The organism is Pantoea sp. X-Soil-OKNW-713 (assembly GCF_059730685.1).
In genome coordinates, this window is sequence record NZ_AP035995.1 from 1,816,071 (window position 1) to 1,828,895 (window position 12,825).

Annotated in this window: 15 protein-coding genes; 3 read left to right on the forward strand and 12 right to left on the reverse strand. The window is 55.2% G+C overall.

Annotated elements, in window-relative coordinates:
* Window positions 1-103: 103 nt before the first annotated feature.
* Window positions 104-601: an ATP-independent periplasmic protein-refolding chaperone Spy gene (gene spy / locus AC6I8R_RS08375; protein ID WP_036626977.1), complete on the forward strand. Its 498-nt coding sequence runs from the start codon at window positions 104-106 to the stop codon at window positions 599-601.
* A gap of 78 nt (window positions 602-679) precedes the next feature.
* On the opposite strand, the gene cho is transcribed toward spy, so the two are convergent.
* The 5 genes from cho to AC6I8R_RS08400 all read right to left on the reverse strand — a co-directional run bounded on the left by cho (window position 680) and on the right by AC6I8R_RS08400 (window position 5,279).
* Window positions 680-1,540 carry an excinuclease Cho gene (cho, locus tag AC6I8R_RS08380; protein ID WP_497832110.1) on the reverse strand — a complete coding sequence of 287 codons (861 nt, stop codon included), beginning with the start codon at window positions 1,538-1,540 and terminating at the stop codon, window positions 680-682.
* 62 nt (window positions 1,541-1,602) lie between these two features.
* Entirely contained in the window at window positions 1,603-2,493 is an 891-nt protein-coding gene (gene yddG, locus AC6I8R_RS08385; RefSeq protein ID WP_415172980.1) for an aromatic amino acid DMT transporter YddG, read from the reverse strand.
* Window positions 2,494-2,559: 66 nt separating this feature from the next.
* A complete protein-coding gene (nadE, locus tag AC6I8R_RS08390; RefSeq protein WP_021185288.1) occupies window positions 2,560-3,387 on the reverse strand; it encodes an NAD(+) synthase in 828 nt (275 codons plus the stop codon).
* A gap of 117 nt (window positions 3,388-3,504) precedes the next feature.
* Window positions 3,505-4,695 (reverse strand): multidrug effflux MFS transporter, encoded by a 1,191-nt coding sequence (locus AC6I8R_RS08395; RefSeq protein ID WP_021185287.1) that lies wholly within the window; start codon window positions 4,693-4,695, stop codon window positions 3,505-3,507.
* Entirely contained in the window at window positions 4,692-5,279 is a 588-nt protein-coding gene (locus AC6I8R_RS08400) for a TetR/AcrR family transcriptional regulator (RefSeq protein WP_021185286.1), read from the reverse strand. The genes AC6I8R_RS08395 and AC6I8R_RS08400 overlap by 4 nt, the downstream gene beginning before the upstream one ends.
* A gap of 193 nt (window positions 5,280-5,472) precedes the next feature.
* On the opposite strand from AC6I8R_RS08400, the gene osmE reads away from it, so the two are divergent.
* Window positions 5,473-5,808, forward strand: coding sequence for an osmotically-inducible lipoprotein OsmE (osmE, locus tag AC6I8R_RS08405; RefSeq protein ID WP_013508809.1), 336 nt, complete (start codon window positions 5,473-5,475; stop codon window positions 5,806-5,808).
* A 53-nt stretch (window positions 5,809-5,861) separates the two neighbouring features.
* On the opposite strand, the gene AC6I8R_RS08410 is transcribed toward osmE, so the two are convergent.
* From AC6I8R_RS08410 to hxpB, 6 genes are all read right to left on the reverse strand, one after another.
* On the reverse strand, window positions 5,862-6,233 hold the full coding sequence (locus AC6I8R_RS08410; RefSeq protein WP_021185285.1) for a DUF6515 family protein: 372 nt from the start codon (window positions 6,231-6,233) through the stop codon (window positions 5,862-5,864).
* Window positions 6,234-6,461: 228 nt separating this feature from the next.
* Entirely contained in the window at window positions 6,462-7,853 is a 1,392-nt protein-coding gene (locus AC6I8R_RS08415) for an L-cystine transporter (RefSeq protein ID WP_208725317.1), read from the reverse strand.
* Between the two features lie 152 nt (window positions 7,854-8,005).
* Complete coding sequence (locus AC6I8R_RS08420) at window positions 8,006-8,596, reverse strand: metal-dependent hydrolase (RefSeq protein WP_497832111.1); 591 nt, start codon at window positions 8,594-8,596, stop codon at window positions 8,006-8,008.
* Between the two features lie 132 nt (window positions 8,597-8,728).
* The gene (kduD, locus tag AC6I8R_RS08425; RefSeq protein ID WP_415172979.1) at window positions 8,729-9,490 is read right to left on the reverse strand and encodes a 2-dehydro-3-deoxy-D-gluconate 5-dehydrogenase KduD; all 762 of its coding nucleotides are present in this window, start codon (window positions 9,488-9,490) and stop codon (window positions 8,729-8,731) included.
* A 17-nt stretch (window positions 9,491-9,507) separates the two neighbouring features.
* On the reverse strand, window positions 9,508-10,344 hold the full coding sequence (kduI, locus tag AC6I8R_RS08430; RefSeq protein WP_021185281.1) for a 5-dehydro-4-deoxy-D-glucuronate isomerase: 837 nt from the start codon (window positions 10,342-10,344) through the stop codon (window positions 9,508-9,510).
* 165 nt (window positions 10,345-10,509) lie between these two features.
* Complete coding sequence (hxpB, locus tag AC6I8R_RS08435; RefSeq protein WP_497832112.1) at window positions 10,510-11,178, reverse strand: hexitol phosphatase HxpB; 669 nt, start codon at window positions 11,176-11,178, stop codon at window positions 10,510-10,512.
* A 133-nt stretch (window positions 11,179-11,311) separates the two neighbouring features.
* Here hxpB and AC6I8R_RS08440 point away from each other — a divergent pair, with 133 nt between their 5' ends.
* The gene (locus AC6I8R_RS08440; protein ID WP_036626946.1) at window positions 11,312-11,848 is read left to right on the forward strand and encodes a YniB family protein; all 537 of its coding nucleotides are present in this window, start codon (window positions 11,312-11,314) and stop codon (window positions 11,846-11,848) included.
* 4 nt (window positions 11,849-11,852) lie between these two features.
* On the opposite strand, the gene AC6I8R_RS08445 is transcribed toward AC6I8R_RS08440, so the two are convergent.
* Window positions 11,853-12,746, reverse strand: a complete 894-nt coding sequence (locus AC6I8R_RS08445) for a fructosamine kinase family protein (RefSeq protein WP_497832113.1) — start codon at window positions 12,744-12,746, stop codon at window positions 11,853-11,855.
* Between the last annotated feature and the right edge of the window lie 79 nt (window positions 12,747-12,825).

Below are 12,825 nucleotides of genomic sequence, written 5' to 3' on the forward strand. Positions count from 1 at the left end.
GGCTTTACTCAGCCTCTGAGTAGTTGACGTTCAGCGTCGTATGCTTGTTTCCGAAGACGCGACACAGGCTGTCGTCATGAAACTGATAAGTAAGGACAATATTATGCGTAAACTGACTTCCCTCTTCCTGGCTACCGCGATGGCTCTCGGTGCTGCCAATATCGTCCATGCTGCGGCAGACAATCTGACGCCACCGCCGGCCGGCAGCGAGAAACCAATGCATAAGCCGCCGATGCGTCATGGTGGTATGGACATGATGTTCAAAGGTCTGAACCTGACCGACGCCCAGAAAAAACAGATGCATGACATCATGCGTGAAAGCCACAAAGACTTTAAACGTCCGTCGCTGGAAGAGCGTCGCGCTAACCACGCGCTGATTGCCTCTGACACCTTCGACCGGGCGAAAGCCGAAGCGCAGGCAGAGAAAATGACGGCCAATGCCAAAGAGCGTGCTGTGGCGATGATGGAAACGCAGAACAAACTCTATAACGTGTTGACGCCGGAGCAGAAAAAGCAGTTCAACGCGAACTTTGAGAAACGTCTGACAGAGAAACGCCCGCACGATGGTAAGATGCCACCACCACCGGCTGAGGGCGAATAATTCGCATAGCCTGACGGTTTGAGACCGCCGACGTTGTCCATCGCATTCGATGCTTTGGGCAGCGTCGGCGGTTTTGCTTTATAGCTCGATCAGCGGGAACTCACCCGATAGCAGAGGGCGGCAGAGGATTTTATAGCCGTCGTGATCAAAGCCATGAGGGATGCGTTGTAGCTGGCGAGCTTCGGCTTCGCTACTCACCGAACCCAGCCAAAACCAGTGATCAATAACGTGGATTTGCGTCATGGCGGTGCCGCGTTCCACCATTCCCACCGCGCCGGACCACGGCCAGCACACCACCCGTAACGCTTCCAGTGCCTGTTGCAAACGTTGTTGATGCGCTTCTGGCGGTTCGTTGCCGCAGCAGGCACCGGCACAGCGTTTAAGCGCGGCACGAAAACAGCCCCGGCCGCTGCGCAGATTCTCCAGCCCCAGCAAACCGTGACACAGGCGTTGTTCATCGGCGATGCTTTTCAGCTTTTCCAGCGCGGCGTGGCGGCTACGAAACAAACCATAAAGGTTTGAGGTGCAGGAGAAATCGAGGTCGCGGGCGTAAACCACTTGCGGCACGGTGTCGTTAAGCTGAATTGAGCAGAGCTGGCGGTTTTTGCGCAGGCGTTTATTGAACAGCGGCTGTTGCGTTTTGATCATCTGTGCTTCCAGCAACTGCGCACCCAGATCGCCAGCCGTGGGGATCCAACTGACACGTCTTGCCTGGCGCAGCATGCTGGCTTCATCTGGCGTGCGGAAATGGGACATCACGCGACTGCGCAGGTTAACACTTTTGCCGATATATAGCGGCAGGTTGTCGCTTTCGCCGTGGAAGACATATACGCCAGGCTGATTGGGTAAGCCGTCCAGCCACTGGCGAAGATGTTCGGGATACTGGTAAATGGCTGCCGCATCAAACTCAAGGCGGTAACTTGTGGCTCGTCTGACCAAGGAGGACTCCGGTTACTGGTTGTCCATCCAGTATATCAGCGAGCCTGTTTTTTCGCCAGCCGCTACAGGCGACGGGTCGCCAGCCAGCAGATCAACGAGCCGAGGGTGATCATTAGCACCCCTTGCCAGAAGGTCAGGGAGGGCGTCAGGCCAAGCCAGAGTGACGCCAGCAGCGCCGACAGCACCGGTGTGAAGTAGGATGCCGTTGCCAGTAATGTCAGATTACCGTGTTGAATACCGTGGTTCCACGCCGAGTAGGCTACCGCAGTGGAGACACCCATAAATAACACCTCCAGCGCCGGGATCAGGCTGAAATGCAGTGAGCTGACCTGTTCGGTGAGGGCGAATTTGAACCACAGCGCCAGCGCGGTGACGACAAAGAACAGATTGACGCCGCTTTTGCCGTTGGCATAACGGCGCGTCACGTTGTTGTATAACCCCCAGGCGAAAGCAGCAATAAACGCCAGACTATACGCCAGCGGATTACTCAGCAGATTATGCCCGAGCTGTGATAATGAACTGCCGCCGCGGCTCTGTAGCACCCAGACAATGCCCGCCAGTGACAACAACAATCCCGGCCATAGCCAGACACGGAAGCGCTGCTGGTTGATCGGAATGGCAAACACGACGGTCAGACAGGGCCACAGGTAGTTGATCATCCCCAGCTCCAGCGACTGGGCACGATCCTGCGCCAGACCAATCGCCAGCGCGAGGCAGATTTCATAGCCGACAAACAGCAGCCCTCCGCCCCACAAATAACGCGTTGGCATCTGGCGGAAATCCGGCAGGCCGCGTGTCAGGCAGAGCAGGATCGCCGTGGTGGTATAAATCAGCGCTGCGCCACCGGTGGCGCCAAAGGCTTCACTGACGCTGCGCATCAGACCAACGGTAGTGCTCCAGAGTAAAATCGCGCTTAAACCGATCAGGGTGGCGCGCGGCAAATGTGCAGGCATATAAAAGTGTTCAGAAAAGGCAAAGAAAGGCGTCTTCCGTCCCTAACTGGAAAACGCCGGATGGGGTTATTTTTTCCAGAAATCGTCGAACACGGTAATCGGTGGGCGACGTTTATGCTCGGTTTTCAGATACCAACCTTCAATGATTTTGGCAGCAGACGCATCAATGGTTTTGCCTTCCAGATAAGCATCAATCAGTTGATAGGTCACGCCGAGAGCCACTTCATCCTGTAATCCTGGACGATTATCTTCAAGGTCAGCCGTCGGATGCTTCAGGTAAAGATGCTCCGGACAGCCCAGCAGTTTCAGCAACTGTTTGCCCTGGCCTTTGTTGAGGCGGAAAATCGGGTTGATGTCAGTGCCGCCATCGCCATATTTGGTGAAGAAACCGGTGACCGCTTCGGCAGCATGGTCAGTACCCACCACCACCCCTTTGGTCATCCCGGCGATGCTGTACTGAGCTTTCATGCGCTCGCGCGCTTTTTCGTTGCCGCGAATATAGTCAGACAGGGTGATGCCTGCGTCCTGTAAGGCGCGCTCACTTGCCAGCACCGCTTCTTTAATGTTGACCACCAGCGACCGATCCGGTTGGATAAACGCCAGCGCATCCTGACAATCCTGCTCATCGGCTTGCACGCCATAAGGCAGACGCACGGCAATGAAGGTGTAGTCGTTATCACCGGTCTCTTCGCGCAGTTCACGAATGGCGGTTTGTGACAGGATGCCGGTCAGTGTGGAATCCTGACCACCGCTGATACCCAGTACCAGGGTCTTAATCCCCGGATTGGTTTTCAGGTAGGACTTCAAAAAATCAACGCTGACGCGAACTTCTTGCTGGGGATCGATGACGGGTTTAACACCAAGGGCTTCAATGATTTCCTGCTGCAGTGACATGAACCTCTCCTCAAGTCAGTTGCCGGACGGCACAATGCGAATCATTTCCTAAAGCTAACGCGGCTGGCCCAAAACAACAAGCCGTATGGCTTGTTGTTCGGGTTATTTGCTGGCAAATCAGGCGCTTTTTGGCTTCTGAGCCAATACCAGGAACATCACAATCGCCAACATAAAACAGCCAAAAATCGTGCCAGTCATACTCAGTAGCGAGGTGCCACCGAGACCAGTGAGCGGTACGCTGATGGCCCCCAGGGTGAACATGGTGACGCCAATCACTGCTGAGGCGCTGCCTGCGCGGTGGCCCTGGCTCTGCATGGCCAGTGATGAGGCGGTGGTGGCGATAACACCGTTGCTGGCGATGGTGAAGAACAGCGCCAGCAGAATCACCGGCAGCGATGCACCGAGGATGCCCGCGAGTAACAGACAGGCGGAGGCGACAAAGGCCAGCAGCAGGCCACCTTTCAGTACCCGGTATTCTCCCCAACGTCGGCACAGGCGGGCGCTGGTCTGAGAAGCAATAATCAGACCGAATCCGTTGGCGGCAAAGCAGAAGCTAAAGGCCTGCGGAGACAAACCGTAGATCTGTTGCAGGACAAACGGTGATGAACCGATGTAAGCGAGCATCCCCGCCATCATAAAACCCTGCGTCAAACAGAAGCCCATAAACGAACGATGGGTAAATACCTCACCCAGCGCGGCCCAGGCGGAGAAAATGGAACCCCGGTTGCGTTTTGCTTCGGGCAAAGTTTCATGCAGTTTCCAGCGCGTCAGCAGGATGAGCAAAATGGCCACCGCTCCCAGCACCATAAAAATGCCACGCCAGTTCAGCACAGTTAGCATAAAACCGCCGAGAACCGGGGCGGCGATCGGGGCCAGACCATTGACCAACATCAACAAGGCAAAAAAGCGCGTCAGTTCATAGCCACTGTACATATCACGCGCGACGGCACGCGACAGCACGGCGCCACCACCCCCCGCCAGGCCTTCAAACAGACGGGCCACCAGCAGCTGATTTATATCTTGCGCCACGGCACAACCGATTGAGGCGACAAACAGCAGCAGCAGTGAGACGCGTAAAGGACGCAGGCGACCAAATTTGTCGCTCAACGGACCGAACAGCAGTTGGCCGGCACCAAGGCCTACCAGTGTCGCGGTGAGGCTTAACTGGGCAGTGGCGGTTTCGGTGTGCAGGTCCTGTGCCAGTTCAGGCAGGGCGGGCAGGTAGAGATCGATACAGAGCGGCCCAAGGGCAGCGAGCAGGCCAAGGGTTATGGCATAAACCAGACGGTTAGAAGGTGCAGGTGTCATTTATCCTCTGTCTTTATTAGGTGTGAAATCAGGTTCTGATAAAGGTGTTGCAGGGTCACCGCTGACGCTTTCTGTGGCGTCAGGCGGCGCAGGGCCGTACCGTCAAACAACACGGCCAGTACTTCGACACAGGCGTCCACCTGTTCGTCGCTCAGTTCAGGATGACTGGCGCGGATCTTGTGACGGGCCTGGCTGAACATGCGGGCATCCGCCGCTTCGAGCATTGCCGCGACGCGTGGATTACGACCGGCTTCGGCGGCGACATCCAGCATCAATAATTCATCTTCCGGGTTCAGACTCTCCCGCCAGGCAAGCGTGGTGGCGATTTGATCGCTGTCGACCCGATCGCGCATTGCGGCAACGCGACCATCGACAATACGTTTCACCATCTCTTCAATGATGGCGTCCTTACTGGGGAAGTACCGGTAGATTTGCCCCACGCTGAGATTGGCGGCGCACGCCAGCCGCGCCATGCTGGCAGCATGGAACCCCTCCCGACGAAAACATTCGCGCGCAGCACGGATGATTTCATCCTGGCGCAGGCGGTGGCGTTCATCTTTATTATTTTCTCGTTGTCTGGTCATAACCGCCCTGAAAATAGTTTTGAGAGTGCTCATTCTCATTTAGCGATTATACGGAGCCTGCCAAAGGAACACAGGCACTTTTACGTAATCCTGACGCTTCGGAACAAACCGAATATGCTGCCATAAAATTGATTAATCTGGATTTCTGTTCCAGGCTTAGCGTTACATGGACACAGTAATGAGGAACAACAAGATGAATAAAGTGCTGGGATGTATCGCTGCTGCGTTAACGCTGGCAGCACTCTCTGGTTGTACGGCTTACGATCGCGCAGAGAGCTTCGTGACCAAACCTGTGGTGAAGGATGTGAAGAAAGGAATGACCCGTGATCAGGTGCGTCAGATTGCCGGGGCACCGTCTACTGAGATCACTATGGTGCATGCGCGCGGCACCTGCCAGACTTATGTGCTGGGTGAGCGCGATGGTAAACTCCAGACTTACTTCGTCAGCTATAACGACACGGGACATGTGATGAACTACGGCTTCCAGAGCTGTAAAGAGTACGATACCGACCCGCAAGCGACGCAGTAAAGGTTGCAGAATAGCAAACGGCCCGTCAGTGACGGGCCGTTTTTGTTTGTGGCTTACAAGCCGTAGGGGCGTGGCACTTCGTTATAGCTGCCGTTGATATCGCGCTGATAGTAATGACCATCCTGCACGTAATAACGCTTGCCGTTGAAGTCGAGCACACGCATACCGGCTACCGGCTCTGACTGCGGTGGCTGCACCACAACGTAGGTATCGCCCTGACGCTGATAGTAGCTGCCATTCAACAGATAGTAGGTCAGGCCGCCAATCAACACCGCTGTCGCGGCATCGGGTAAGAAACGTAATGGACCTGGTCCACCCCAGTGCGGTCCAGGACCTGGGCCGGGTCCCCACGGACCTGGGTGGGCAAGGGCGATGGCTGGTGTTAATAAGGTTAACGCCAGCACGGAGGCGATAACTTTTTTCATCGGTAGTTCTCCTGCTATGACTGGTAGCAGGATTGGCTTTTCACCGGCAAAACACAAGCGGAAAGTGGCTGATTTTTCCACTATTTACCATGCTTAACACTTTCCTGACGGTAGCGCCATGATTGTCAGAGATTGAGGAGAGGAACGCGTAGCGGCGCGATGTATCGCGCGGATTTCGGGTGTGGAACCCCGCACGATACATCGTGCCGCTACGGGATGTGCAGGTAATTAACGATGCGCCAGTTCGGCGTGGTCGTCGCTCTCCAGCACTTTTTTGTCGGTCAGGCCAAGCCAGCGGCTGGTCAGGGAGCCAGCGGTCATTGCGCCATTGACGTTGAGCGCGGTGCGGCCCATATCAATCAACGGTTCGATGGAGATCAACAGCGCGACCAGCGTTACCGGCAGGCCCATCGCGGGCAGCACGATCAAGGCGGCAAAGGTGGCACCGCCGCCCACACCGGCCACACCGGCTGAGCTGAGGGTGACGATCCCTACCAGGGTGGCAATCCACAGCGGGTCAAACGGGTTGATCCCGACAGTCGGCGCAACCATCACCGCCAGCATGGTCGGATACAGACCGGCACAACCATTCTGTCCAATGGTGGCACCAAAGGAGGCAGAGAAGCTGGCGATGGATTCCGGCACACCAAGGCGACGCGTCTGGGTTTCAACGTTCAGCGGGATACTGGCGGCGCTGGAACGGCTGGTAAAAGCAAAGGTAATCACCGGCCACACTTTGCGGAAGAAACGCAGCGGATTGATGCCGTTGAAAGAGAGCAGCAGCGCGTGCACGCCAAACATAATCGCCAGGCCCAGATAAGAGGCCACAACAAAGCCACCGAGCTTAATGATGTCCTGAAGGTTAGAACCCGCGACTACTTTGGTCATCAGGGCCAGCACACCGTAGGGTGTCAGCTTCATGATCAAACGAACCAGTTTCATCACCCAGGATTGCAGGGTGTCGATTGCCACCAGCACACGTTCGCCTTTTGCTTTGTCATCTTTCAGCAACTGCAACGCCGCCACGCCAAGAAACGCGGCGAAAATCACCACGCTGATGATCGAGGTCGGGCTAGCGCCGGTGAGATCGGCAAACGGATTTTTAGGGATAAAGGAGAGCAGCAGTTGTGGCACGGTCAGATCGGCCACTTTTCCGATGTAGTTGCTCTGAATCGCGTTCAGGCGCGCGGTTTCCTGCGCACCTTGCACCAGGCCATCTGCGGTTAAACCAAACAGGCCAGTGACCATCACGCCTACCAGCGCTGAAATCGCCGTAGTAAACAACAACACGCCGATGGTCAGTACGCTGATTTTGCCCAGTGAAGAGGCATTGTGCAGGCGAGCCACCGCGCTGAGGATGGAAGCGAAGACCAGCGGCATCACGATCATCTGCAACAATTGCACGTAACCGTTGCCGACAATGTTGAACCAGCCAATCGAGGCTTTGACCACCGGGCTGTTCTCACCGTAAATGGCTTGCAGCGCCAGACCAAACAATACGCCGAACACCAGGCCAGTTAATACGCGTTTTGACAGGCTCCAGCGCGCGTTGCCAATGCGTGCTAATAACACCAGCAACGCGGCGAACACCACGAGATTAATAATCAGGGGAAAATCCATGCTCTACTCCAGAGATTTGCCGCGCCTCTGCATGTTCAGGCGCGGAATACAGGGTGATTCCTGAAAGGAATCCGCGCATGTTAACAGTTCATAAATGGGCAGGCTTATATCCAAATGGAATTGATTATAACTTTATCCTGATTTTTGTCTGATTAGCGCGCAGTTTGACTGTTTATTAAACGACCTACGCCATTTTGTAAGGTATTGAACAACTGTTCAGGCCAGCCGTTTGCACCAAAAGACGGCAAGCCAGGTGGGAACCACAGCGCGTAGCCGACCAGTGCGAGGCAAAGGGCGCGCTCCAGTTGGTTGCCTTTTTGGCTGTTCAGCAGTGGCAGGCGAAAGCGCCAGCGGCAGGGCCACAGCAGGGGAACGCCAGCGGGTGTCAGCATATCGGCGACAATATGGCTGAGATAGCCCAGGGTCAAGCCCTGCAATACATCCGCAGGGATGGGCCAACTGGCGGGGACATTAATCTGAAACAGCCACAAGCTTACTGCCACCGCCAGCAGGCTGTGGGTAAAACCGCGATGACCAAAGGCGCGAGCGATGGGCTGGGAAAGCCACTTCAGACGTTGTCCCAGCACCGATTTGGGATGATCAATATCCGGCAGCAAACAGGTCAGCAGTGCAGCCGGCACCAGATGCCACCAGTCGGCACTGGCCATTACCGGCGTGAGCTCCGCGCGCTTGGCAAAAATAGCACTGGCAATGGCGAAAATGATGTGGCCTTCGGCCGTCATGATAAAACCTGGCTGCAAACTGTCGATGCATCCAGTATAGGGATTTATCCAGTGAATGAGAATATGTGACGCTGTAACCAGGCGTGAATTTAAGACGATACCCGCGTCAGAATGACGCGGGAAAAGAGCAGCTTAGCGCGCCAGCCAACCGCCATCCACCGCTAGCGTATAGCCGTGAACGTAATCCGATGCACTGGAAGCGAGGAACACCACAGGCCCCATCATGTCGTTCGGTGCGCCCCAACGTCCGGCCGGGATACGGGCGAGGATCTCTTCACTGCGCGACTCATCATCACGGATTTGTTGCGTGTTGTTCGTCGCCATGTAACCGGGGGCAATGGCGTTGACATTGATGCCGTGCTTCGCCCATTCATTGGCCATCAGCCGCGTCAGCCCCATGACGGCGCTTTTCGATGCGGTATAGGAGGGCACGCGAATTCCGCCCTGGAAAGAGAGCATCGAGGCGATGTTGATGATCTTGCCGCCATTCCCCTGAGCGATAAACTGTCGCGCCACCTGTTGAGAGAGGAAAAACAGGCTCTTGGTGTTGATATTCATCACATCGTCCCAGTCTTTTTCGCTAAAGTTCAGCGCATCCTCACGCCGGATAATCCCTGCGTTATTGACCAGAATATCAATGCGTCCCGCCAGTGCGACCGCCTGTTCCACCACCTGTGGCACGATGGAGGGGTGGCTCAGATCGGCCTGAATCGGCCAGAAACGGCGTCCCAGAGCTTCAACTTTGGCGGCGGTATCATCCGGTCCGGCGCGGTTGACACCAATAATATCGCAGCCCGCCTGTGCCAGGCCGATCGCCATCCCCTGACCGAGACCAGTGTTACAACCGGTGACCAGCGCGATTTTTCCTTCAAGATGAAAAGCGTTCAGAATCATTATCTTCTCCTCAGGCACTAGCGCAGAGCGCTGACGCTGACGTGGTCCATGTCATCAAACACCTGATTTTCACCCACCATGCCCCAGATAAAGGTATAGCGTTGGGTGCCAACACCGGCATGGATTGACCAGCTTGGCGAAATCACTGCCTGTTCGTTATGTACCAACAGATGGCGGGTTTCCTGCGGCTGCCCCATCATATGAAACACCGCGCTGTCCTCAGCCATATCAAAATAGAAATAGACCTCCATGCGGCGTTCATGGGTGTGGCACGGCATGGTGTTCCACAAATTGCCGTCGTCAAGACGCGTCAGACCCATGGTCAGCTGGCAGGTTGGCAGTACATCCGGCACGATAAATTTGTTGATGGTGCGGCGATTAGAGGTGGCGGCATCACCGAGGGTGGCTTTCACGGCATCCTCAAGGGTGATTTTTTTGTCCGGATAGTGGGTATGCGCCGGGGCGCTGTTGTAATAAAACTTCGCCGGATGACTGGCTTCGCTGCTGCGAAAAAGCACCTGTTGTGCGCCCTGGCCGACATACAACGCTTCCTGGTGACCAATTTCCCAGGTTTTGCCATCCACTTCAATCAGGCCGGGGCCGCCGATGTTTATCACCCCCAGTTCGCGGCGTTCGAGAAAATAACTCACGCCCAACTGCTTACCCACTTCACTGCCGATGGTCACCGGCCTGGTCACTGGCATCACGCCACCAATGATGATGCGGTCGATATGGCTGTAGGTCAGGGTGTAATCATCCGGGGTGAAAATTTTTTCAATCAAGAACTCGCGGCGCAGGGCGGCGGTATCGAGAGTTTTGGCATGTTCGCTGTGAATGCTTTGACGTATGTCCATCTCAGGCCTCTGGATAAAAGAAGGTATAGGTCCCGATGCGGGTCTGTTGGCATCTTAGGCAGGATGGGATATGAATTCAATAAAAATGAAACGTTGTTTTATTTATTTGTGTTGGCGATCAAATCGACATAAAAAAGCCCGCTGTGAGAGCGGGCTGCTGGGCGCTTAACCGTGTAGATGTTCGGCGGCGAGTTGGGTAAGGTCATCCAGCCTGACATTCGCCAGTGCCCAACGTGCATCATCACGATGTTCTGCCGCAGGCACCACGATGGAGCGCATACGTGCCGCTTTACTGGCGACCATGCCGTTGAACGAATCTTCCAGCGCCACGCAGTTGAGGGGATCAACGCCTAATTGTGTGGCGGCATCCAGATAAACCTGCGGATGCGGTTTGCTGTAGGGAAGATGCTCGGCGGAGGCGAGTTGATCAAAATAATGGCGCAGGTTGAACATCTCCAGAACCCGCTCCAGCATATGCAGTGGGGAGGCGGAGGCGAGGGCAATTTTCAGGCCCTGGTCGCGACATAAACGCAGTGCCTGTTCCACCCCTGGCAGCAGAGGGCGAGTCTCTTCCACCAGTTGAAGAGCGCGTGCGATGATGCGATCCGTCACTTCCTGTTGGTCCGGGCCGTTCCACGGCAGCGTTTCGTACCACATGCGTACGGTTTGATCGATGCGTAATCCCAGGGTATCTGGCAATTCGTGGCGGCGGGTGAGATCTACCCCCAGCGTGGCGAAAATATCGAGTTCGGCGCGATCCCACAGCGGTTCTGAGTCAATCAGCAATCCATCCATATCAAAAATGGCGGCCAGAACAGGGCGACGATAAGACATACAACGGCTCCGTTTGAAATTTGGCCTACCTTAGCATGAATGCCAGGCAACCAGCATGCTGCGCTTTTTTCAGGAAAAAAAGATGCAGTACAGGTAGACTTAGGGCAAATCTTATTCCGTTCAGGGAGACACCATGACTTACCAACAGGCTGGCCGCATCGCCATCCTTAAGCGAGTGGCTGGCTGGGTGATTTTTATTCCGGCGCTGCTTTCCACCATCATCTCCGTATTGGGCTTTATGTTTAAGCACAGCGAAAAGCAACCGGGTATTGACGCGGTGATGCTTGATTTTGTGCATGTGATGATTGATATGGTGAAATTCAACACGCCGTTTCTCAGTTTCTTTTGGCAAAACTCCCCGGTGCCGGAATTCAACGGCGGCACCAATATCGGTTTCTGGATTATCTATTTTTTGATTTTCGTTGGTATCGCGTTGCAGGCTTCAGGCGCACGTATGTGGCGTCAGTCGCGCCATATCAAAGAGGGTATTGAGGACCAGTTAATTCTTGAGCAGGCGAAGGGCAACGAAGGACGCAGCCGGGCGCAGCTTGAGGAGAAAATTAATGTGCCACGTCACACCATTTTATTGCAGGTGTTTCCGTTATATATCCTGCCAATTGTGATCGCGATTGCCGGTTACTTTGTGCTGAAACTGCTCGGACTGCTGTAAGGCGTCAGGCCGGTCTGGCCTGACGTTGTCCCATCACATCTTCATCCAGCAACTGACCGATGGCGAACGTCGCTTCGTCCATCCAATTGCCGCCAAACACATTGGCGCGATTAAGCAGGTAGTAAAGTTGATATACCGGCTGACGTTGCGAGAAGCCTTCAGGCAACGGCCATACGGAATGATATCCTTCGTAAATCTGCCGTGGCAGCTCGGCGTAATAGCTCAACATTGCCAGATCACATTCGCGATCGCCCCAGTAGCAGGCGGGATCAAAAATCCACGGCCCAGCAGGGCTACCGGCGCAATTTGCCGGCCACAAATCGCCATGCAACAACGAAGGCTGTGGATGGTGGTTGGCCAGAACGCGCTGCACACAATCAACAATCAGGTCAGTGTCACCATAATTGATGCCTTTCTCCGCTGCCAGTTGCAACTGCCAGCCAATGCGCTGCTCGGCAAAAAAGACCGACCAGCGTCGCAACCAACTGTTGGGTTGGGGAGTGGTGGTGATGTTGTTGTCGAAATCGAGGCCAAACTGGGGTTGCTCGCTCCATTGATGGAGGTGCGCCAGTTGCTGACCAAGCTGAAACGCGGTGTGCTCATTGAGGGGTTCAGGCGGCAAATATTCCAGCAGGAGGAAGCTGGTGTCACGATCGTTGCCGACACCATAAACCTCTGGGACGCGCACGGTATGCGTACGCGCCAGCAGTGCCAGCTGATCCGCTTCCCAACTGAACAGGGTGAGCATATCGCGCGTGTTGCATTTGACGAAAACGTCGAGTTTGCCGTAACGAATGCGCCAGGCAGGATGGACATCGCCCCCGGGCAGTTCGTGACGTTCGGTGATTTCGGCATCGCCGGCGTATTCGCTTAACAGTCGACTAATGGCTGACCACATGGGGTAATCCTCTTTATTCGCTGCCTGAGTTCAATTGTAACGCTCAAAACATGAACAAAACCAGCACCGGCGCGCGCTT

Excerpts from the sequence above, each read along its gene's own strand:
- yddG (WP_415172980.1), bottom strand. The coding sequence starts at position 2,493 with ATGCCTGCACATTTGCCGCGCGCCACCCTGATCGGTTTAAGCGCGATT.
- osmE (WP_013508809.1), top strand. The coding sequence starts at position 5,473 with ATGAATAAAGTGCTGGGATGTATCGCTGCTGCGTTAACGCTGGCAGCA.
- AC6I8R_RS08420 (WP_497832111.1), bottom strand. The coding sequence starts at position 8,596 with ATGACGGCCGAAGGCCACATCATTTTCGCCATTGCCAGTGCTATTTTT.
- AC6I8R_RS08415 (WP_208725317.1), bottom strand. The coding sequence starts at position 7,853 with ATGGATTTTCCCCTGATTATTAATCTCGTGGTGTTCGCCGCGTTGCTG.
- AC6I8R_RS08440 (WP_036626946.1), top strand. The coding sequence starts at position 11,312 with ATGACTTACCAACAGGCTGGCCGCATCGCCATCCTTAAGCGAGTGGCT.
- kduD (WP_415172979.1), bottom strand. The coding sequence starts at position 9,490 with ATGATTCTGAACGCTTTTCATCTTGAAGGAAAAATCGCGCTGGTCACC.
- nadE (WP_021185288.1), bottom strand. The coding sequence starts at position 3,387 with ATGTCACTGCAGCAGGAAATCATTGAAGCCCTTGGTGTTAAACCCGTC.
- AC6I8R_RS08400 (WP_021185286.1), bottom strand. The coding sequence starts at position 5,279 with ATGACCAGACAACGAGAAAATAATAAAGATGAACGCCACCGCCTGCGC.
- spy (WP_036626977.1), top strand. The coding sequence starts at position 104 with ATGCGTAAACTGACTTCCCTCTTCCTGGCTACCGCGATGGCTCTCGGT.
- AC6I8R_RS08395 (WP_021185287.1), bottom strand. The coding sequence starts at position 4,695 with ATGACACCTGCACCTTCTAACCGTCTGGTTTATGCCATAACCCTTGGC.
- AC6I8R_RS08445 (WP_497832113.1), bottom strand. The coding sequence starts at position 12,746 with ATGTGGTCAGCCATTAGTCGACTGTTAAGCGAATACGCCGGCGATGCC.
- kduI (WP_021185281.1), bottom strand. The coding sequence starts at position 10,344 with ATGGACATACGTCAAAGCATTCACAGCGAACATGCCAAAACTCTCGAT.
- AC6I8R_RS08410 (WP_021185285.1), bottom strand. The coding sequence starts at position 6,233 with ATGAAAAAAGTTATCGCCTCCGTGCTGGCGTTAACCTTATTAACACCA.
- hxpB (WP_497832112.1), bottom strand. The coding sequence starts at position 11,178 with ATGTCTTATCGTCGCCCTGTTCTGGCCGCCATTTTTGATATGGATGGA.